This window comes from Variovorax sp. W1I1 (assembly GCF_030815625.1).
Classification (GTDB): Bacteria; Pseudomonadota; Gammaproteobacteria; order Burkholderiales; family Burkholderiaceae_C; genus Variovorax; species Variovorax paradoxus_C.
This window is the reverse complement of record NZ_JAUSWZ010000001.1, coordinates 6,499,824-6,518,790: the sequence shown is the minus strand read 5'-3', so window position 1 is coordinate 6,518,790 and position 18,967 is coordinate 6,499,824. Positions and strand designations below refer to the sequence as shown.

17 protein-coding genes are annotated in these 18,967 nt (G+C 67.9%); 11 read left to right on the top strand and 6 right to left on the bottom strand.

The window, feature by feature from the left end; all coding sequences use genetic code 11:
- Positions 1-26 precede the first annotated feature (26 nt).
- Both QFZ83_RS30385 and QFZ83_RS30380 read left to right on the top strand, forming a co-directional pair.
- Positions 27-1,232 (top strand): M20 aminoacylase family protein, encoded by a 1,206-nt coding sequence (locus tag QFZ83_RS30385; protein WP_307512090.1) that lies wholly within the window; start codon positions 27-29, stop codon positions 1,230-1,232.
- Complete coding sequence (locus tag QFZ83_RS30380) at positions 1,229-2,323, top strand: M14 family metallopeptidase (protein ID WP_307512088.1); 1,095 nt, start codon at positions 1,229-1,231, stop codon at positions 2,321-2,323. The genes QFZ83_RS30385 and QFZ83_RS30380 overlap by 4 nt, the downstream gene beginning before the upstream one ends.
- Positions 2,324-2,365: 42 nt before the next feature.
- On the opposite strand, the gene QFZ83_RS30375 is transcribed toward QFZ83_RS30380, so the two are convergent.
- On the bottom strand, positions 2,366-4,039 hold the full coding sequence (locus tag QFZ83_RS30375; protein ID WP_307512087.1) for a thiamine pyrophosphate-binding protein: 1,674 nt from the start codon (positions 4,037-4,039) through the stop codon (positions 2,366-2,368).
- Positions 4,040-4,345: 306 nt separating this feature from the next.
- On the opposite strand from QFZ83_RS30375, the gene QFZ83_RS30370 reads away from it, so the two are divergent.
- Positions 4,346-5,311, top strand: a complete 966-nt coding sequence (locus QFZ83_RS30370; RefSeq protein ID WP_013541048.1) for an IS110 family transposase — start codon at positions 4,346-4,348, stop codon at positions 5,309-5,311.
- Between the two features lie 46 nt (positions 5,312-5,357).
- On the opposite strand, the gene QFZ83_RS30365 is transcribed toward QFZ83_RS30370, so the two are convergent.
- The 3 genes from QFZ83_RS30365 to QFZ83_RS30355 form a co-directional block, all read right to left on the bottom strand.
- Positions 5,358-6,575 carry a pyridoxal phosphate-dependent aminotransferase gene (locus tag QFZ83_RS30365; RefSeq protein WP_307512085.1) on the bottom strand — a complete coding sequence of 406 codons (1,218 nt, stop codon included), beginning with the start codon at positions 6,573-6,575 and terminating at the stop codon, positions 5,358-5,360.
- Positions 6,572-7,480 carry an amino acid ABC transporter substrate-binding protein gene (locus QFZ83_RS30360; RefSeq protein WP_307512084.1) on the bottom strand — a complete coding sequence of 303 codons (909 nt, stop codon included), beginning with the start codon at positions 7,478-7,480 and terminating at the stop codon, positions 6,572-6,574. The genes QFZ83_RS30365 and QFZ83_RS30360 overlap by 4 nt, the downstream gene beginning before the upstream one ends.
- 167 nt (positions 7,481-7,647) lie before the next feature.
- The gene (locus QFZ83_RS30355) at positions 7,648-9,186 is read right to left on the bottom strand and encodes an aldehyde dehydrogenase family protein (RefSeq protein ID WP_307512083.1); all 1,539 of its coding nucleotides are present in this window, start codon (positions 9,184-9,186) and stop codon (positions 7,648-7,650) included.
- A 227-nt stretch (positions 9,187-9,413) separates the two neighbouring features.
- Between QFZ83_RS30355 and QFZ83_RS30350 the strand changes: the two genes are divergently transcribed.
- Positions 9,414-9,914 (top strand): hypothetical protein, encoded by a 501-nt coding sequence (locus QFZ83_RS30350; RefSeq protein ID WP_013538791.1) that lies wholly within the window; start codon positions 9,414-9,416, stop codon positions 9,912-9,914.
- Here the strand turns inward: QFZ83_RS30350 and QFZ83_RS30345 are convergent, their stop codons facing one another.
- On the bottom strand, positions 9,915-10,793 hold the full coding sequence (locus QFZ83_RS30345; RefSeq protein WP_307512082.1) for an IclR family transcriptional regulator: 879 nt from the start codon (positions 10,791-10,793) through the stop codon (positions 9,915-9,917).
- A gap of 206 nt (positions 10,794-10,999) precedes the next feature.
- Between QFZ83_RS30345 and QFZ83_RS30340 the strand changes: the two genes are divergently transcribed.
- The 7 genes from QFZ83_RS30340 to QFZ83_RS30310 are packed head-to-tail and all read left to right on the top strand — an operon-like array spanning position 11,000 to position 17,705.
- Positions 11,000-12,070 carry an ABC transporter ATP-binding protein gene (locus tag QFZ83_RS30340; RefSeq protein ID WP_307512081.1) on the top strand — a complete coding sequence of 357 codons (1,071 nt, stop codon included), beginning with the start codon at positions 11,000-11,002 and terminating at the stop codon, positions 12,068-12,070.
- Positions 12,067-12,927, top strand: a complete 861-nt coding sequence (locus QFZ83_RS30335; RefSeq protein WP_307512080.1) for an ABC transporter permease — start codon at positions 12,067-12,069, stop codon at positions 12,925-12,927. The genes QFZ83_RS30340 and QFZ83_RS30335 overlap by 4 nt, the downstream gene beginning before the upstream one ends.
- Positions 12,928-12,931: 4 nt before the next feature.
- The gene (locus tag QFZ83_RS30330; RefSeq protein ID WP_013538787.1) at positions 12,932-13,726 is read left to right on the top strand and encodes an ABC transporter permease; all 795 of its coding nucleotides are present in this window, start codon (positions 12,932-12,934) and stop codon (positions 13,724-13,726) included.
- Complete coding sequence (locus QFZ83_RS30325) at positions 13,727-14,032, top strand: (2Fe-2S)-binding protein (protein WP_013538786.1); 306 nt, start codon at positions 13,727-13,729, stop codon at positions 14,030-14,032.
- Positions 14,029-15,441: an NAD(P)/FAD-dependent oxidoreductase gene (locus QFZ83_RS30320; protein ID WP_307512077.1), complete on the top strand. Its 1,413-nt coding sequence runs from the start codon at positions 14,029-14,031 to the stop codon at positions 15,439-15,441. The genes QFZ83_RS30325 and QFZ83_RS30320 overlap by 4 nt, the downstream gene beginning before the upstream one ends.
- Positions 15,438-16,625, top strand: a complete 1,188-nt coding sequence (locus QFZ83_RS30315; protein WP_306881023.1) for an FAD-binding oxidoreductase — start codon at positions 15,438-15,440, stop codon at positions 16,623-16,625. The genes QFZ83_RS30320 and QFZ83_RS30315 overlap by 4 nt, the downstream gene beginning before the upstream one ends.
- Positions 16,626-16,637: 12 nt before the next feature.
- Positions 16,638-17,705, top strand: a complete 1,068-nt coding sequence (locus tag QFZ83_RS30310) for an ABC transporter substrate-binding protein (protein ID WP_306881022.1) — start codon at positions 16,638-16,640, stop codon at positions 17,703-17,705.
- Between the two features lie 4 nt (positions 17,706-17,709).
- Here QFZ83_RS30310 and tet read toward each other — a convergent pair whose 3' ends face one another.
- Positions 17,710-18,909 (bottom strand): Tet(A)/Tet(B)/Tet(C) family tetracycline efflux MFS transporter, encoded by a 1,200-nt coding sequence (gene tet / locus QFZ83_RS30305; RefSeq protein ID WP_306881021.1) that lies wholly within the window; start codon positions 18,907-18,909, stop codon positions 17,710-17,712.
- Positions 18,910-18,967 lie beyond the last annotated feature (58 nt).

Genomic DNA, 18,967 nt, shown 5'->3' with positions numbered 1-18,967 from the left:
AGTTTGCAAAGCCTAGACTGTGTCCTATGAAACTCATCGATTCGCTCGTCACGCAGGCGGCCGGCATCGCCGCCGTCCGACGTGACCTCCACGCCCACCCCGAACTCTGTTTCCAGGAAGTCCGCACCGCCGACGTGGTGGCAGGCAAGCTCACCGAATGGGGCATTCCCATCCATCGGGGCCTGGGCACCACCGGTGTCGTCGGCATCGTCAAGAACGGCACCAGCAACCGCGCGGTCGGTCTTCGGGCCGACATGGACGCCCTCCCCGTCACCGAGCTCAACACCTTCGCCCACGCCAGCAAGCACCACGGCAAGATGCACGCCTGCGGCCACGACGGCCACACCGCGATGCTGCTCGCAGCCGCCCAGCACCTGGCGAAGAACCGCAATTTCGACGGCACCGTCTACCTGATCTTCCAGCCGGCCGAAGAAGGCGGCGGCGGCGCCCGCGAAATGATCAAGGAAGGGCTCTTCGAGCAGTTCCCGATGGACGCCGTCTTCGGCATGCACAACTGGCCCGGCATGAAGGCCGGCCAGTTCGCCGTGAGCCCCGGCCCGGTGATGGCCTCGGGCAACAAGTTCTTCGTCAACGTGATCGGCAAGGGCGGCCACGCCGCGCTGCCGCAGACCGGCATCGACCCGGTGCCGATCGCCTGCGAGATCGTGCAGGCCTTCCAGACCGTGCTCACCCGCAAGATGAAGCCGACCGATTCGGCCGTGATCTCGGTCACCACCATCCATGCGGGCGAAGCCAACAACGTGATTCCCGACAACTGCGAGCTGTCGGGCACGGTGCGCACCTTCTCGATCGAGGTACTCGACATGATCGAGGCCAAGATGCGCCAGATCGCCGAGCACATCTGCGCGGCGCACGACGCGACCTGCGACTTCCGCTTCGAGCGCTACTACCCGCCCACCATCAACACCAAGGCCGAGGCCCACTTCGCGCGCGACGTGATGGCCGGCATCGTCGGCCCCGAGAACGTGCTCAAGCAAGAGGCCGCCATGACCTCCGAAGACTTCGCCTTCATGCTGCAGGCCAAGCCCGGCGCCTATGCCTTCATCGGCAACGGCGACGGCACGCACCGCGACGTGCACCACGGCGAAGGCCCCTGCACGCTGCACAACGCGAGCTACGACTTCAACGACGACCTGATCCCGCTGGGTGCCACCTGCTGGGTGCAGATCGCCGAGCAGTTCCTGAACAAGCCCGGCGGCAACGTCTCATGATCGGCATCGGCGAGGCCTTTTCGCCGCGCTATGCCCAGGCGCGCCAGAAGTTCCTGCAAGGCTGCGTGAGCGCCGGCCTCACCGTCGAGCCGCATGCGCATCCGCTCAAGGGCCGCGACGGCGAAGACCTGTCGATGGACGTGGCGCTGGACGGCGACGCGAACGCCGAGCGCCTGCTGCTCGTCACCAGCGCCTGCCACGGCGTCGAGGGCCATTGCGGCAGCGGCGTGCAGGTGTTCGCGCTGCACGATGCCGAGTGGCGCGACAAGGCCAAGGCACAGGGCGTGGCGGTGCTCTACGTGCACGCGGTCAACCCGCACGGCTTTTCGTACGGCCGGCGCGTGACGCACGAGAACGTCGACCTGAACCGCAACTTCATCGACTTCTCGCAGCCGGTGCCGGTCAACGAGCCCTACGCCAAGCTGCATCCGCTGCTGTTGCCCGACACCTGGCCGCCCACGCCCGAGAACCAGGCGGCGGTCGAGAAGTGGATCGAGAAGCACGGCACCACTGCTTACCAAGCGGCCGTTACCAGCGGCCAGTACCAGTTCGACGATGGCCTGTTCTTCGGCGGCAAGGCGCCCACCTGGAGCAACAAGACCATCCGCGGCGTGCTGCGCCGCCACGCGGGCAATGCCAAACGCATCGCCTGGATCGACCTGCACACGGGGCTCGGCCCCAACGGCTTGGGCGAGCGCATCTATGCGGGCAAGGACGACAAGACCGCCTACGCCCGCGCCAACGCCTGGTGGGGCACGCCCGCGGCGCCCGTCACGTCGATCTACGACGGCTCATCGACTTCGGCGCTGCTGCGCGGGCTGATGTGGGACGCCGTCTACGAAGAATGCCCGAAGGCCGAATACACCGGCATCGCGCTCGAATACGGCACGCTGCCCATCCTGGAAGTGACGGGTGCCCTCCGCGCCGACCACTGGCTGCACAAGCATCCGGATGCGCCAGCCGACCTGGCCGACGGCATCCGTGCGCGGATGGTCGAGGCGTTCTATACGGACACCGACGCCTGGCGCGGGCAGATCGTCAGCCAGGCGCGACAGGCGATGTTCCAGGCGGTGGATGGCCTGAGCGGTTGATCGTTCGGGGTGCGGCCGGCAAGGGCCGCCCCGAACAACGCTTCAGTTCGCCGCCAGCGCAGCCTTGCGGATCGACTGCAGCGTGCTGGCCGGCGTGATCGCCTCGGGGTCCAGCAGGCAATGCAGGATGGCCGGCTTGCCGCTCGCCCGCGCACGCGCGAGTGCGGGGCCGAACTCTTCCGTTGTGGTCACGCGCTCGCCGTGGCCGCCGAACACCTCGGCATAGCCGCGGAAGTCGGGGTTCTTCAATTGCGTGGCGCTGATGCGGCCGGGGTAGTGCTTTTCCTGATGCATGCGGATCGTGCCGTACATGCCGTTGTCCAGCAGCACGACGAGGATCGGCAGGCCGTACTGCACGGCAGTGGCGAACTCCTGGCCGTGCATCATGAAATCGCCGTCGCCCGCGAACACGACCACCTCGCGCTCGGGCCACAGACGCTTGGCACCGACGCCGGCCGGCAGGCCGTAGCCCATCGAGCCGCTGGTCGGCGCGAGCTGGCTAGCGAACGCGCGGAACGGCCAGAAGCGATGCACCCAGGTCGCGAAGTTGCCCGCGCCGTTGCAGAAGATGGTGTCGGCCGGCAGCACCTCGCGCAGGTGCTGCATGACCTCGCCCATCTGCAGCGGGCCGGGAATGCGGATGGGGGCCGGGTCGCTCCAGCGCAGGAAATCTTCGCGCGCGGTCTTCGTCTCGGCCTGCCAGGCGGGCGCCGACGCCGGGCGCAGCGCGGACACCGCCTCCGCGAAAGCCTGCGGCGTGGCATGGATGCCCTGCGCCGGTCGATAGAGCTTGCCGAGCTCATCGGCATCGGCGTGCACATGCACCAGCGCCTGCTTCGGCTGCGGAATCGCAAACAGCTCGTAGCCCTGCGACGGCACTTCCGACAGCCGGCCGCCGACCAGCAGCACGAGGTCCGCATCGCGGATGCGCGCCAGCATGCGCGGATTCGCGCCGAGCCCCAGATCGCCCGCGTAGCAGGGGTGCTCGGCGGACATCAGCATCTGGCGGCGGAACGAGCAGTACACCGGGAGCGCATACGCCTCGGCGAACTTCGCGAACTGCTGCGTCGCGGCTTCGGACCAGCGGCTGCCGCCCAGGATGACGACCGGCCGCTGCGCCTGCGACAGGCGCTGCTGCAGCTCGGCCAGTTGCGCCGCGCCGGGATGGGTTTCGGTCACCGCATAAGGCAGCGCATCGGCCACCACGGCGGCTTCGGTCAGCATGTCTTCGGGCAGCGCGATCACCACCGGACCGGGGCGGCCCGAGGTCGCGACATGGAAGGCGCGCGACACCAGTTCGGGCACACGCGCCGGATCGTCGATCTGCACCACCCACTTGGCCATCGTGCCGAAGACTGCGCCGTAGTCCAACTCCTGGAAGGCTTCGCGTCCCATCGCATCGCGTGCGACCTGGCCGACGAACAGCAGGAGCGGCGTCGAGTCCTGGTGCGCGATGTGCACGCCCGCTGCCGCATTGGTGGCGCCGGGGCCGCGCGTGACGAAGCAGATGCCGGGCTTGCCGGTGAGCTTGCCCTGCGCCTCGGCCATCATCGTGGCGCCGCCCTCTTGCCGGCACACCGTCACGTCGATCGATGCATCGTGCAGCGCGTCGAGCACGGCGAGAAAGCTTTCGCCGGGCACGCAGAAGAGTTGCTGCACGCCGTGGGTGATGAGCTGGTCGACCAGGATCTGGCCGCCGGTGCGGGAGGAAGTCATGCTGTGTCCAATGCAATGAAGGTCTTGGTGTTCGCTCCTTCCCCTTCCGGGGGAAGGCTGGGATGGGGGCAAGCGGCGTTGGATGCGCCGATGGCAATGGATACGCCGCGTGCCCCCACCCCGACCCTTGTATGTAGCAAAGTAGCGCTTGGCCGGCACAGGCCGATCGACCCAGGGTAGGCCTTCATGGTCATACCGAGGGGGAGCGAGGGTCGTGCCGGCCGACCTCGGTTCGTAGTGAACAGACAGCCCGAACGGTTGTGAGGTCTGAGAGACCGCATCGAACACAAGGAAGGGCGCTGTGTCATGAACGACGAAATCTTTATCGGTATCGACGTATGCAAGGCCTGGCTGGACGTGGCACAAGTGCCCGCCTTGGCTGCAGGTGAAGCCAGTGCATTTGCTTTGCGCGTGGACAACGAGGATGGTGCCCGTGCCGTTCTCGTGGAGCAACTCAAACGGCTGCGACCCACGCTGGTGGTGCTGGAAGCCACGGGTGGCTTTGAAACTGCGCTGGCAAGCCAGTTGTGCCTGGCCGGCGTTCCCGTGGCGGTGGTCAATCCGAAGCGGGTGCGCGACTTTGCCCGCGCCGCGGGCATCCTGGCCAAGACCGACAAGCTGGACGCGCAGGTGCTCGCGGTATTTGCCCAACGCATGCGCCCGCAGGTGCATGCACTGCCTGACGAGGCGCAGCAGGAACTTACCGAGCTGGTGGACCGGCGCGCGCAACTGGTGGCGATGCGAGCGCAGGAGAAGGCGCGCCTGACCACGGTCAAGCCGGTTGCGCGCAAGAGCGTGCGCGAGCACATCGCGTGGCTCGATGCACGCATCAGGCAGATCGAGCGTGACCTGGACGGGCGCTTGAAGGACTCGCCTCTGTATCGGCCCAAATACGACCTTCTGGACAGCGTGCCGGGCGTGGGACGGGTGACGATCACCACCTTGCTCAGCCGCATGCCCGAGCTGGGCACGCTGGAGAGAAAGCGCATCGCTGCGCTGGCGGGCGTCGCCCCGTTTGCCGACGACAGCGGCAAGCGCCGTGGCCAGAGGTACATCCAGGGCGGGCGCGCAGACGTGCGCTGCGTGCTGTACATGGCCGCGCTCAGCGCAGCGCGATGCAACCCCGTGATCAAGGCGATGTACGAGCGCCTGCGCGCTGCCGGCAAGCCCTTCAAGGTTGCCATCACCGCCTGCATGCGCAAGCTGCTCGTCATTCTCAACGCCATGCTCAAGTCCGAGCAGCCCTGGCGCACTGACCCGATTGCTCGGTAGGTATTGACACGGTTGCTCCCCCGGAAGGGGAGGGAGAAATGCGGGGTCATGTGAGCGCGGCGCAAGCGGCGGAAATCCGCGCGCACGCCTCTTCGAGCTGCGCCATCGACGTCGCATACGAGATGCGGAAATACGGCGCGAGCCCGAACACGCTGCCCGGCACCACCGCCACGTCGAAGTCTTGCAGCAGGTAGCGGCAGAAGTCGCTGTCGGTCTGCAGCAGCGCGCCCGCGGCGGTGCGCTTGCCGAGCACGCCGGCGCAGCTTGCGAATGTGTAGAAGGCGCCCTCGGGCACGCGGCAGTGCAGGCCCGGCGTGCGGTTGAGCGCGGCCACGACGAAATCGCGGCGCTGTTGAAACGAAGCACAGCGCTCGGCCACGATGCCCTGCGGGCCGGTGAGCGCCTCGATGGCCGCGGCCTGGCTCACCGACGACGGGCACGAGGTCGACTGGCTCTGCACCACCGCCATCGCCGCGATCAGCGCGCGCGGCCCGGCGCCGTAGCCGACACGCCAGCCGGTCATCGCATAGGCCTTCGACACGCCGTTCACCGTGAGCGTGCGATCGCGCAGCCGCGGCTCCACGGCCACCGGCGTCGCGAACGCGAGGCCGTCGTAGAGGATGTGTTCGTAGATGTCGTCCGCCAACACCCAGACACCCGGGTGGTCGAGCAGCACATCGGTGATCGGCTTGAGTTGCGCGGCGCTGTAGGCCGCGCCGCTCGGATTCGACGGCGAGTTGAGAAACAGCCAGCGCGTGCGCGGCGTGATGGCCGCCTGCAGCTGCGCCGCCGTCAGGCGAAAGCCGTTCTCCTCGCCGCACGCCACCGACACCGGCACGCCGCCGCAGATCTGCACGATGTCCGCGTACGAGGTCCAGTACGGCGCGGGCAGGATCACTTCGTCGCCCGGGTTCAGGCTCGCCATCAGCGCGTTGAAGATCACCTGCTTGGCGCCCGCGCTCACGCTGATCTCGTCGAGCGCGAAGTCCAGCGCGTTGTCGCGCTTGAACTTCAGCTGCACGGCCGCCTTCATCGCCGGGCTGCCATCGAGCACCGTGTAGCGCGTGTCGCCGCGCGCAATCGCCTGCGAGGCCGCATGCCGGATGTTCTCGGGCGTGTCGAAGTCGGGCTCACCCGCGCCCAGCACGATCACCGGCCGGCCGGCGCGCTTGAGCGCCTGCGCATGGTCGGTGATGCGCAGGATCTCCGAAACGTGGATGGCGCGCACACGTTGCGCCGGCGAGAACACGGCTGCGTCTGTCACTTCGCGTAGGCTTCCAGTGGCTTGTCGTTGGGTTCGAGCAGCAACTGCTTCAGGGCCGGACTCATCGGCAGGTTGAGGCTGGTGTTCTTCGGCGGAATCGCGGCCACGAACCACTTGGTGTAAATCTTCTCGAGCTCACCGCTCTTCATGAGCTTGCGCAGCGACTCGTCCACCGCGGTCTTGAAGGCCGGATCGTCCTTGCGGAACAGGAGCGCGATCGGCTCCGAGCCCAGCGCATCGCCCACGATGCGGTAGGCCGCCGGGTTCTTCGAGTTCGCAATGATCCCGGCAAGCAGGTTGTCGTCGAGCACGAAGGCATCGGCGCGGCCCGACTCCATGAGCAGGAAGCTCTCCAGGTGGTCCTTGCCGAGCATCGTGTTGTACGAGACGTTCTGCGCGCGCTCGCGCTTGCGCAGCAACTGCACGGCGGTGGTGCCGGTCGAGGCCGACACGTTGCGGCCCGCGAGCTGGTCGAGCGTGGTGATGCCCGAATCGACCCTGGTCGCCATGCGCACTTCGCTCACATACGTGGTGAGCGCAAAGGCCACCTGCTGCTGGCGCGCGGTGTTGTTGGTGGTGGGGCCGCAGCCGATGTCGAGCGTGCCGTTCTGCACCAGCGGAATCGTGTTCTGCGCGGTCACCGCCATGTATTCGAGCTTCGCATTCGGCGTGATGTCTTTCAGCACGCGTTCGCAGAGCTCGACGTGGTAGCCCACGTACTTCTCGCCCGCGCCCAGCATGTAGGCCATCGGCGGCGAGGCTTCGCGCACGCCGAGCACGACCTTGCCGCTCGCCTTGATCTTGTCGAGCGTGCCGCCGGTGGGCGCCTGTTGCGCAGTGGCTGTGGTGCCGAATGCGAGCGCGAGCAGCGCTGCGGCGGCGAGGGTCTTCATTTGCTTCTTCATCTTCTCTGTCTCCTGGTGGTTTTTCTTTGAAAGGGTGCGGCGCGCCCTGCCGGCACGGCATGACTTTTCGTGGGACATCGCGGAACCGGCTTTGCCGGGCCGCAGATGTCGCCCCCGGTAGGGGGTTGGAGAAGCGACACGAAGTGCGCGGAGCCTGGGGGCGAGCCTCAATCTCCGATATCGAAAGTCACGCCCTGGGCAAGAGGCAGTGCGGTCGAGTAATTGATGGTGTTGGTCGCTCGGCGCATGTACGCCTTCCAGCTGTCCGAGCCCGCTTCGCGGCCGCCGCCGGTTTCCTTCTCGCCGCCGAAGGCGCCGCCGATCTCGGCACCGCTCGGGCCGATGTTGACGTTGGCAATGCCGCAGTCCGAACCCGCGCTCGACATGAAGCGCTCGGCCTCGCGCACATTGAGCGTGAAGATCGACGACGACAGGCCCGCGCCCACAGCGTTGTGCCATTCGATGGCTTCGTCGAGCATGCTGTAGCGCACCACGTAGAGGATGGGCGCGAAGGTCTCGCGCAGCACCGGTCCGGCGTGCGACTTCAGTTCCACCAGCGCGGGGCGCACGTAGTAGGCGTCCTGCGTGCCGATGCCGTCGACACGGCTGCCGCCGTGCACCTTGGCGCCAAGCTCGCGGCTTTCGCTCAAGGCTTTCTGCATGCCGTCGAAGGCCGCGCGGTCGATCAGCGGACCGACCAGCGTGCCGGCCTCGCGCGGATCGCCCACCTGCACATTGCCGTAGACCTTCGCGAGCTTGGGTACGAGCTGGTCGTACACGCTGTCGTGCACGAAGAGGCGCCGCAGCGTCGTGCAGCGTTGGCCGGCCGTGCCCATGGCCGAGAACGCGATGCCGCGCAGCGTGAGGTCCAGGTCGGCCGAGGGCGTGACGATGGCGGCGTTGTTGCCGCCCAGCTCAAGAATGGCACGGGCAAAGCGCGCAGCGAGCTTCGGCCCGACCTGCCGGCCCATCGCGGTGGAGCCAGTGGCCGAGAGAATCGGCACGCGGTGGTCGTCCACCAGCACTTCGCCGATCTCGCGCTGGCCCAGCAGCAAACCGAGCAGGCCTTCAGGCGCATCGCCGAAACGTTCGATGGCGCGCTGCGCGATAGCATGCACGGCCAGTGCGGTGAGCGGCGTTTTCTCGGACGGCTTCCACACCACCGAATCGCCGCACACCAGCGCGAGCGCCGCATTCCACGACCACACGGCCACGGGAAAGTTGAAGGCCGAGATCACGCCGCACACGCCCAGCGGATGCCAGGTTTCCATCATCCGGTGCTCGGCGCGCTCGGTGGCCAGCGTAAGGCCGTAGAGCTGGCGCGAGAGGCCGACCGCGAAGTCGCAGATGTCGATCATTTCCTGCACCTCGCCCGCGCCTTCGGACGGGATCTTGCCGGCCTCCAGCGTGACGAGGCTACCCAGGTCGCGCTTGGCGGCGCGCAGCTCTTCGCCGAGCAAGCGCACCAGCTCGCCACGGCGCGGCGCCGGCACATTGCGCCAGGCCTTGAAGGCCTCGTGCGCGCGGCCGATGGCGCCGGTGGCTTCCACGGCCGTGGTCTGCGGCACCTGTGCGATGACCTCGCCGCTGACCGGCGAGCGCACCGTCAGCTCGCCGCCGGTATAGGCGGTGCGGGGCACGCCCAGGCGCTGCAGCAGTTGTTCGACTTCGGTGGGGACAGAGAGGATGGCTTGGGCTTCGGACATGGGCGCGCTCCGGGAAGGAGGGAGAAGAAGAAAGGCAACAGGAGGCCGGGGAAATGCGGCCAATATCTGCGAATCCCGCGCGCTTGCCTAGTGAAAAAAAGGAAGGACTTGATGCGTTTGCGGAATGAACTCGGCGTCCGCTCCCCGCGCGTCGGGCTGCGCGCCTACGCACGGCGCGGCGGTGCGCGCTGAAGATTCCGCACCTTCACTTCACCGCCCGGAGCGCCATGAAGCTCATCCACGCCCTCTACGCCGCGATCCATGCGCTGATGGCGCTCGCGTTCGCCATCGCCTCGATCGTGCTGGTCGTGATCGCGGCGCGTGCCGGCTGGGGCGCCGTGATGCAGGGCCTGGGCCTTCCGACGGCCGAGGCGATCATCGAAGCGGTGGGCGTGCTGGCGGCCGGCGTGGTCGCGCTGCAGATCTCGCAGACCGTGCTCGAGGAAGAAGTGCTGCGCGAGGCGCACATCAGCGCGCCGACCCGTGTGCGGCGCTTTCTCTCGCGCTTCATGGTCGTCATCGTCGTGGCCGTCGCGGTCGAAGGGCTGGTCGCGACCTTCAAGGCGCGCGAGGCGCCCGAGCTGATGCTGCATGCCGCCACGATGCTTGGCGCGGTCGGGCTGCTGATGGCGGGCTGGGGCCTCTTCATCCGCTTCAACCGCTATGCCGAGGAGCTGGAGCCCGAGGCGATGGAAGAAGCCAAGAGCGAAGACCGCAAGCTGAAGTGATCAGCCCGGCCCGGGCGCCTCGGGCAACGCGATCTTCTGCCCGCCCGGCGAGCCCGCGAGGCTCTGCGCCGGCCGCCTCAGCGTCGCATCGAACGGGTTGATCTTCGGCCCGATGGCCGCCGCTTCCCGCTTGAGCAGTTCCACCACCGTCGGCATGCGGTCCGCATTGAGCCGGTCGGCAATCGTGCCCACGCTCAAAGCGGCCACCGCACGGCCTTCGCGGTCGAGGATCGGCACCGCCACGCCCGCCATGCCTTCGAGCAGCCCGGTGTTGCGCCCGGCATAACCCTGCTGACGCACGCGCTCGATCTCGGTGCGCAGATAAACCTCGTCGTACACGCCGTACTCGCGCACCCGCGAAAGGTTGAAGCGGATCACTTCTTCCCGCTCCGCCTCCGGCAGGAAAGCCAGGATCGCCAGCGCCCCCTGCCCCACGCCCAGCGCGATGCGCCCGCCGATGTCGCCGGTGAACGAGCGGATCGGAAACGGCCCTTCGCTGCGGTCCAGGCAGATTGCGTCGAAGCCGCTGCGCGCCAACAAGAAGATGCTGTCCCCCAGGCTCGCGCACAGCCGCAGCAGCACTGGCCGGCAGATCGAGCGCAGGTCGCCGGGGTTGCCCGCGCTGGCCGCAAGCGCGAAGAAATCGATGCCGAGGCGATAGAGCTTGCTGCGCTCGTCCTGCTCGACCATGCCTTCAGCCATGAGCGATTGCAGCAAACGGTGCGTGGTGGCTTGTGTCAGGCCCACGGACCGTGCGATCTGGGTCACGCGGCCGCCTTCGGCCTGCACAGCGCCGAGCGCGCGGATCACCGAAAAGACGCGCGGCACGCCGCCGCTGGACGCGGGCGACGCTGCGGCCGCCTCCGAATTGCTTTCCATACCTTGCTCCCGTGGAATTCTGTGGATAGATTTTGGCGATGATATTCCATTCAATGGAATAAATCGCAGAAAGATTCTGATTAATGGAATACCCGAGGCGTTCTGGCGCAATCGTTGCAATAGAGTGAATTGAAAGTACTCAGCAGTCCATGGCCTGCACCAAGGTGTCGCACGCCATCTTTGGGTCCCCCACGAAAGGCGCTTCCATGTCATTCCTACGGCTTACCGACGTGACCAAGTTCTACGGCAGCACCCGCGCGGTGTCGGCGATGAACCTCAGCGTCGAAAAAGGCGAGTTCGTCTCGCTGCTCGGCCCCTCGGGCTGCGGCAAGACCACGACGCTGCAGATGATTGCGGGCTTCGAGGCCGTCAGCAGCGGCCGCATCGAACTCGCGGGCAAGGACATCACGAACGCCAAGGCCAACACGCGGGGTCTGGGCATCGTGTTCCAGAGCTACGCGCTCTTTCCGCACATGACGGTGGCCGACAACGTGAGCTTTGGCCTCGAGATGCGCAAGATGCCCAAGGCCGAGCGCGCCGATCGGGTGAAGCAGGCGCTGGCGCTGGTGCACCTGGAGGCGCACGCCACGCGCTACCCGCGCGAGCTCTCGGGCGGCCAGCGGCAGCGCGTGGCGCTCGCCCGCGCGCTGGTGATCGAGCCGCCGGTGCTGCTGCTCGATGAGCCGCTCTCCAACCTGGATGCCAAGCTGCGCGAGGAGATGCAGTTCGAGCTGCGCCAGATCCAGCGCAAGGTCGGCACCACCACGGTGATGGTCACGCACGACCAGAGCGAAGCCATGTCGATCAGCGATCGCGTGGTGGTGATGGAAGGCGGCTGCGCCACGCAGATCGACCATCCGCACCGCGTGTACGAGCATCCGAGCACGCGCTTCATCTCCACCTTCGTGGGCAAGGCCAACCTGCTGAACGGACGCGTGACGGCCTGCAGCACCGGCAGTTGCAATGTCGAGGTCGGTCCGCTCGCGGTGCAGGTCGACGAAGACGGTTTCAAGGCTGGCGCCGCGGTGCTCCTGAGCGTGCGGCCCGAAAAGCTCCAGCTCGTCACTGCCGGCCGCGGCCGCCTCGACGGCACGGTGCAGGAGCGCTTCTTCCTCGGCAGCCAGTGGCTCTACCGCATCGCCACGCCCGCGGGCGACCTGATGGTGCTGAGCCCCAACGACGGCCGCGATGCGCTGGACGAAGGCAACGCCGTCGGCATCGACTGGCCCGCGCACTGCACGCGGCTCTTGCCGGCCGAGGAGGCGGTCGCGGCATGAGCGGCATCCGAAACAAGGCCGCACCGTGGTGGCTCTCGGGCCCCGCCCTGCTGCTCTTCACCGCGCTGCTGCTGGTGCCGCTGTTGCTCACCGCGGTGCTGTCGTTCAACGTGTACGACCCGGCCACCGGGCCGAAGGCCGGCGAATTCACGCTGGCGCACTACGCGCATGTGTTCACCGACTCGTACTACCACAGCATCTTCTGGCGCACCTTCTGGATCTCGGCGCTGGTCACGCTGATCTGCGTGGTCATCGGCGCACCCGAGGCCTATGTGCTCAGCCGCATGCGCAACCCGTGGCGCTCGATCCTGCTCTTGGTCGTGCTCGCGCCGCTGCTGGTGTCGGTGGTGGTGCGCGCCTTCGGCTGGAGCATGCTGCTCGGGCCCGAGGGCGCGGTCAATTCGCTGCTGGGCCTCGTGGGTATCGGGCCGGTGAAGATGCTCTACACCGAGATCGCGGTGATCGTTGCGCTGGTCCACGTGATGCTGCCGTTCATGGTGATCCCGGTGTGGACCTCGCTGCAGAAGCTGGATGCGGGCGTGGAGAACGCGGCGCTCTCGCTCAAGGCCTCGCCCTTCACCACGCTGCGCCGCATCGTGCTGCCGCAAGTGATGCCCGGCATCCTTTCGGGCAGCCTGATCGTCTTCGGCCTCGCCGCGAGTTCGTTCGCGATTCCGGGGCTGCTCGGCGGGCGCCGCCTGAAGATGGTCGCGACGGTGGTGTACGACGAGTACCTGAGCGAGCTGAACTGGCCCCTCGGCGCAGCGATCGCACTCACGCTGCTCGCCGCGAACCTCATCGTGATGCTGAGCTACAACCGCCTTGTAGAAGGCCGCTACAAGAAAGCGCTCGGGTGACCCTATGAGCAAGAACGGCCCCTTCGCCCTCGCGTTCAACGCACTCGTCATCACCTTCATGCTCGCGCCGCTCCTGGTGGTGTGCATCGTCGCGTTCACGCCCGAGAACACGCTGACGATTCCGACCACCAGCTTCTCGCTGCGCTGGTTCGCCGCGGTGTTCGCGCACCCCGACTTCATGCAGTCGTTCTGGAACAGCCTGTGGCTCGCGCTGGCCTCGGCCACCATCGCCACGCTGCTGGCGGTGCCGGCGGGCATGGCGATCACGCGCTACGAGTTTCCGGGGCGCGACTTCCTCAATGCGCTGTTTCTCTCGCCGCTGATCATTCCGCACCTGGTGCTGGGCGTGGCGCTCTTGCGGCTCTTCGCGCTGGTGGGCGGCACGGGAAGCTTCGGCTGGCTGGTGATGGCGCATGCGCTCATCGTCACGCCCTACACGCTGCGCCTCGTCGTCGCCGCGCTCGTGGGCTTCGACCGCAGCGCCGAGCAGGCGGCGCTCTCGCTCGGCGCGAGCCAGGCGACGGTATTCAGGCGCATCACGCTGCCGATGATCCTGCCGGGCGTCACGGGCGGCTGGATGCTCGCCTTCATCAACAGCTTCGACGAAGTGACGATGTCGATCTTCGTGACCTCGCCGAGCACGGTGACGCTGCCGGTGCGCATGTACATGTATGCGACCGAGTCGATCGATCCGCTGATGGCGGCGGTGTCGGCGCTGATGGTGGCGGTGACGGCCATCGCGATGGTGATCCTCGACCGGCTCTACGGGCTGGACCGGGTGCTGGTGGGACGCAAGTAGATGGCATCGACTGCATCACACGCACTGCTGCATCGCGTAGCCGAGACCGGCCGCGCGGCCGTGGCCTTCACGCTCGATGGCGAGCCCGCTTCGGCACTCGCCGGCGACACAGTGCTCACGGCCGTGCTCACGCAGGCAGGCCAACTTCGCCGCAACGAATTCAGCGACATGCCGCGCGCCGGCTTCTGCATGATGGGCGCGTGCCAGGACTGCTGGATCGCGACCGCCGAAGGCGAGCGCCTGCGCGCCTGCTCCACCTTCATCGCGCCGGGCATGGCGCTGGTCACCGGGCGGAGCGGCGCATGACGACGAATGCCGGGCTTCAACCCGTGATCGTCGGCGCCGGGCCGGCCGGTGTGCGCGCGGCGGAGGCGCTGGTCGCGCATGGACTGCGGCCCCTCGTGATCGACGAGGCTTCGCGGGCCGGTGGACAGATCTACCGCCGCCCGCCCGCCAACTTCATCCAGCGCACGGCGGCCACGCTCTACGGCTTCGAGGCCTCGCGCGCGAACGCGGTGCACCTGGCCTTCGACACACTGCACGACCACATCGACTACCGCCCCGACAGCCTCGTGTGGAACGCACAGGGCGGCATGCTCGACGTGCTGCACAACCCGACGCGCACCACGACGCGCGTGCCGCATGGCGCGCTGATCGTCGCAACGGGCGCGACCGACCGCGTGCTGCCCGTGCCGGGCTGGACGCTGCCCGGCGTCTACACGCTCGGCGGCGCACAGGTGGCGCTCAAGTTCCAGGGCTGCGCCATCGGGCAGCGCGTGGTGTTCATGGGCACCGGGCCGCTGCTGTACCTCGTGGCTTATCAATATGCAAAAGCCGGCGCGAAGGTCGCGGCGGTGCTCGACACCGCGCGGCTCGCAGACCAGATCGCGGCAACGCCCGCGATGCTGCGCCAGCCGGCCGTGTTCGCGAAGGGCGTGTACTTCGTCGCATGGTTGCGTGCGCACGGCGTGCCGCTGCACAGCGGCGTGCGTCCGCTGCGCGTGATCGGCGACGACGAGGCGCGGCGCGTCACCGGCGTCGCCTGGAACGACGGCCGCGAAGAGCGCACGCTGGCCTGCGATGCCGTCGGCTTCGGCTATGCGCTGCGCTCCGAGACGCAACTGGCCGACCTGCTCGGCTGCCGCTTCGAGTTCGCGCCCATGCACCGCGCCCACCTGCCGGTGCGCGATGCGGCGGGCCGCGCCAGCGTCGAAGGCGTGTACCTCGCGGGCGATGGCGCCGGGATCATGGGCGCTGACGCGGCCGAGTGGGCGGGTGAACGCGCCGCGCTCGCGTTGCTCGCGGACCGCGGCGTGGCCATCGATGCCGCGCGCGCTGCTGCGCTCGAGGCCAAGCTCGAAGGATTGACTGGCTTTCGTCGCGGGCTGGAACGCGCCTTTCCGCTGCCACACGATTGGGCCGCGAACGCGCCCGACGACCTCGTCGTCTGCCGCTGCGAGAACGTCACCGCCGGCACGCTGCGCCAGACCATTGCCGTCAACGGCGCCGACGAAATGAACCGCCTCAAGGCGCTGTCGCGCGTCGGCATGGGCCGCTGCCAGGGCCGCATGTGCGGCGTGGCCGCGGCAGAAATCCTCGCGCATGCGACGGGCCAGCCGCTGCAGCAGGTGGGCCGGCTGCGCGGACAGGCGCCGATCAAGCCGATCCCGATCCATCTCGCCGTGCGCGCGGCCAGCGAAGGAGCCGGCGCATGAGTTCGATTCGGACCCTGCGTACCGACGTGGCCATCGTCGGCGGCGGCATCGTCGGTTCGTCGGCCGCGCTCGCGCTGCGGCAGATGGGCATCGGCGTCGCGCTGCTGGAGCGCGACCTCTGCGGCTCGCGCTCCAGTGGCGTCAACTTCGGCGGCGTGCGGCGCCAGGGGCGGCCGCTGAGCCAGTTGCCGCTCGCGCAGCGCGCCCACCAGATCTGGGGCCGCCTGCCGTCGCTGCTCGGCACCGATGGCGAATACCTGCGCTCGGGCCACTTCAAGATCGCGCGCAGCGAATCCGACATGGCCTCGCTCGAGCGCTATCGCGCGCAGAGCCTGGACTTCGACCTCGGGCTCGAACTGATCTCCGCCGCCCGCCTGCGCGAGCGCTGCCCCTGGCTCGGCCCGCGCGCGGTCGGCGGCTCGCTGTGCGTGGAAGACGGGCAGGCCAACCCACGGCTGGTGTCGCCCGCTTTCGCGCTCGCGGCGCAGCGCGCGGGCGCGCAGATTTTCGAGCGCCACAAGGTCGACGAGGTGGCGCACGACGGCGCGATGTTCATGCTGCGCTCGGGCAATGCGCTCGAAGTGCATGCGCCGGTGCTGCTCAACTGCGCGGGCGCATGGGCCGGCCCCCTCGCCGCCCAGTTCGGCGAAGCAGTGCCGCTGCGCGCGAGCCATCCGGTGATGGTGGTGACCGAGCCGCTGCCGCACTTCATGGTCTGGAGCCTGGGCGTCGAGGGCGGCGGCATCTACGGCCGGCAGGTGGCGCGCGGCAACCTCGTGCTCGGCGGCGGCCGGGGCTATGCGCTCGATGCCGACCGCGCGCGTGTCGATCGCGACGCGATCGCCACGCTCGCGACGCAGGCCATCGAACTGCTGCCCGCGCTGCGCCATGCGCACTTCATTCGCACCTGGAGCGGCACCGAGGGCAACATGCCCGACCGCCAGCCGGTGCTCGGCCCCAGCCGCACCACGCCGGGCCTCTTCCATGGCTTCGGCTTCTCGGGCGCGGGCTTCCAGATCGGCCCGGCCGCAGGCGAAGTACTGGCCGAGCTGGTGCGCGACGGCCACAGCAGCACGCCGATCGACGCGTTCGCGGTCGACCGCTCCTTTCCCGAAGAAGACGGGGAAGCAGCGGATGAAGAACAGACCCACTCCCCTCTCACTTCCGTTCCCACCCTTCCCTGAAAGGCAACCACCATGTCCCGTACCCAGAAGACTTTTTCCCTTCGCCGGACCCTGCTCGGGGCGGCGGCGGTTTCCCTGCTCGCGGCCACCGGCGCGGCGAGCGCGCAGACCAAGACGCTCTACATCGGCATGAACGGCGGCACCATGGAGAAGGCGTACACGCAGTACGTGTTCCCGGCCTTCGAGAAGCTGTACGGCGCGAAGGTGGTGGTGGTGCCGGGCACCTCGTCGGACATCCTCGCGAAGGCACAGGCCAACAAGGACCGCCCGCAGATGCACGTGATGTTCCTGGACGACGGGATCATGGTGCGCGCCATCGGCATGGGCCTGTGCCAGAAGCAGAAGCCCAACCCGTCGCTCGCCGAGATCTACCCCGCTGCGCGCTTCAAGGACGACATGGCCAGCGGCGTGAGCCTGGGCATGACGGGCCTGGCCTACAACACGAAGATGTTCAAGGAAAAGGGCTGGGCCGCGCCCACCTCGTGGATGGACCTGGCCGATCCGAAGTTCAAGGGCAAGGTGGTGTTCCAGTCGATGTCGTCTTCGTCGTTCGGGCTGCACGGCTTTTTGATGTTCAACCGCATCCAGGGCGGCAACGACAAGAACGTGGAGCCCGGCTTCAAGGCTTGGCCGAACACCGTCGGCCCGAACGTGCTGGAGTACATCCCGAGCTCGGCCAAGCTCTCGGAGATGGTGCAGACGGGCGAGGCGGCGATCTTCCCGCTCACGCCCACTGCCGTGGCCGCGCTCAAGACCAAGGGCATTCCGGTGGAGTACGCACCGCCCAAGGAAGGCGCGGTGGTGCTGATGGTGGGCCAGTGCGTGATCGCCAACAACAGCGAGCCCGAGCTGTCGCAAAAGCTCGCCGAGTTCCTGCTGAGCCCGCTCGCTCAGGCCAACGTGCTTCAGTACGGCGCGCAGATCCCGACCAACCCGAAGGCGCCGGCCGTGGGCGAAGGCGCGACGCAGGTCGCGGACATCAACAAGTGGATGAAGACCGCGATCACCATCGATTGGGAAAGCATCAACGCGAACCGGCCGGCATGGAATTCGCGCTGGAACAAGACCATCGAGAAGTAAGTGATCAGGGCGCGGTCTTTCGCATCAGCACCGGCAGGCACAGCAGATAGAGCACCGCGCCGACCAGCCACACGATGCCCGGAAAGCGCACGCGGAACGCGAAGTAAAGCGAGCTGATCAGCAAAGGGCCGACCACCGAAGCCAGGCTGGAGATGCTCGCGAGCACGCCTTGCAGCCGGCCCTGGTCGGCCTCGCCCACGCGGCGCGAGAGCATCGCCTGCAGCGCGGGCTGGCCGACGCCGCCCATGCACAGGAACGGCAGCAGCGCGAGCGCCATCCAGCCCTGCGAGGCGAAGGCGATCAGCGCGTAGGCCGTGCAGTCCGAGAGGGTGCCGACCGCGATCGCCACGCGCTCGCCCCAGCGCTCGACCAGCGGCCCCGCCAGCACGCCTTGCACCAGCGCATGGATCAGGCCGAAGCCCGCGAGCGACAGGCCGACCGTGGTGCCGTTCCAGGCGTAGCGGTCTTCGCCGTGGATCACCCAGGTCGTGCCGGCGACCTCGCCCACCAGCACGAGCACCAGGAAGACCCCGAGGATCGGCAACAGCGCAGGAACGCCTGTGGCCCAGCGCAGCGACGCGAGCGGATGCAGCACGCCGCGGTCGAAGGGCTTCGACGCGAGCGCCGGCGGGCGCGACTCGCGCAACACCAGCAGGCCCACGAGGAAGGTCAGTCCGTTGAGCACCGCGGCCGCAATGAACGGCAAGCGCACGCCGTGATCGCCGAGCACACCGCCGATGGCAGGCCCCGCGATGAAGCCCAGGCCGAAGCAGGCACCCATGCGGCCGAACCAGCGCGCGCGCTGGTTCTCGGGCGTGAGGTCGGCGATGGCCGCGGAGGCCACTGCCATGTTCGCGCCCGTTATGCCCGCGATCGCGCGGCCCACGAACAGCATCCACAGCGAGGGCGCGAAGGCCATGAAGAGCGCATCGATTGCCGCGCCCGCCACCGACACCAGCAGCACCGGCCGGCGGCCGAAGCGGTCGCTGAGCGCGCCGAGCACGGGTGCGCAGAGGAACTGCATCAGCGCATACAGCGAGAGAAAGGCGCCGAAGTGCCAGCCCAGATCGCCGGTGTGGCCGACCTCGCGCAGCAGGCTCGGCACGATCGGCATGACCAAGCTGATGCCGATGGCGTCGAGCGTGACGATCGCGAGGATCACGGCCTGCGCCGGGCGGCCGCTGGGGAAAAAGGAAGAAGACATGCGGAAATTTATCGTTGATAAGGAATTATCAGCGATAAATTCTGGGCTGTGAACCCCT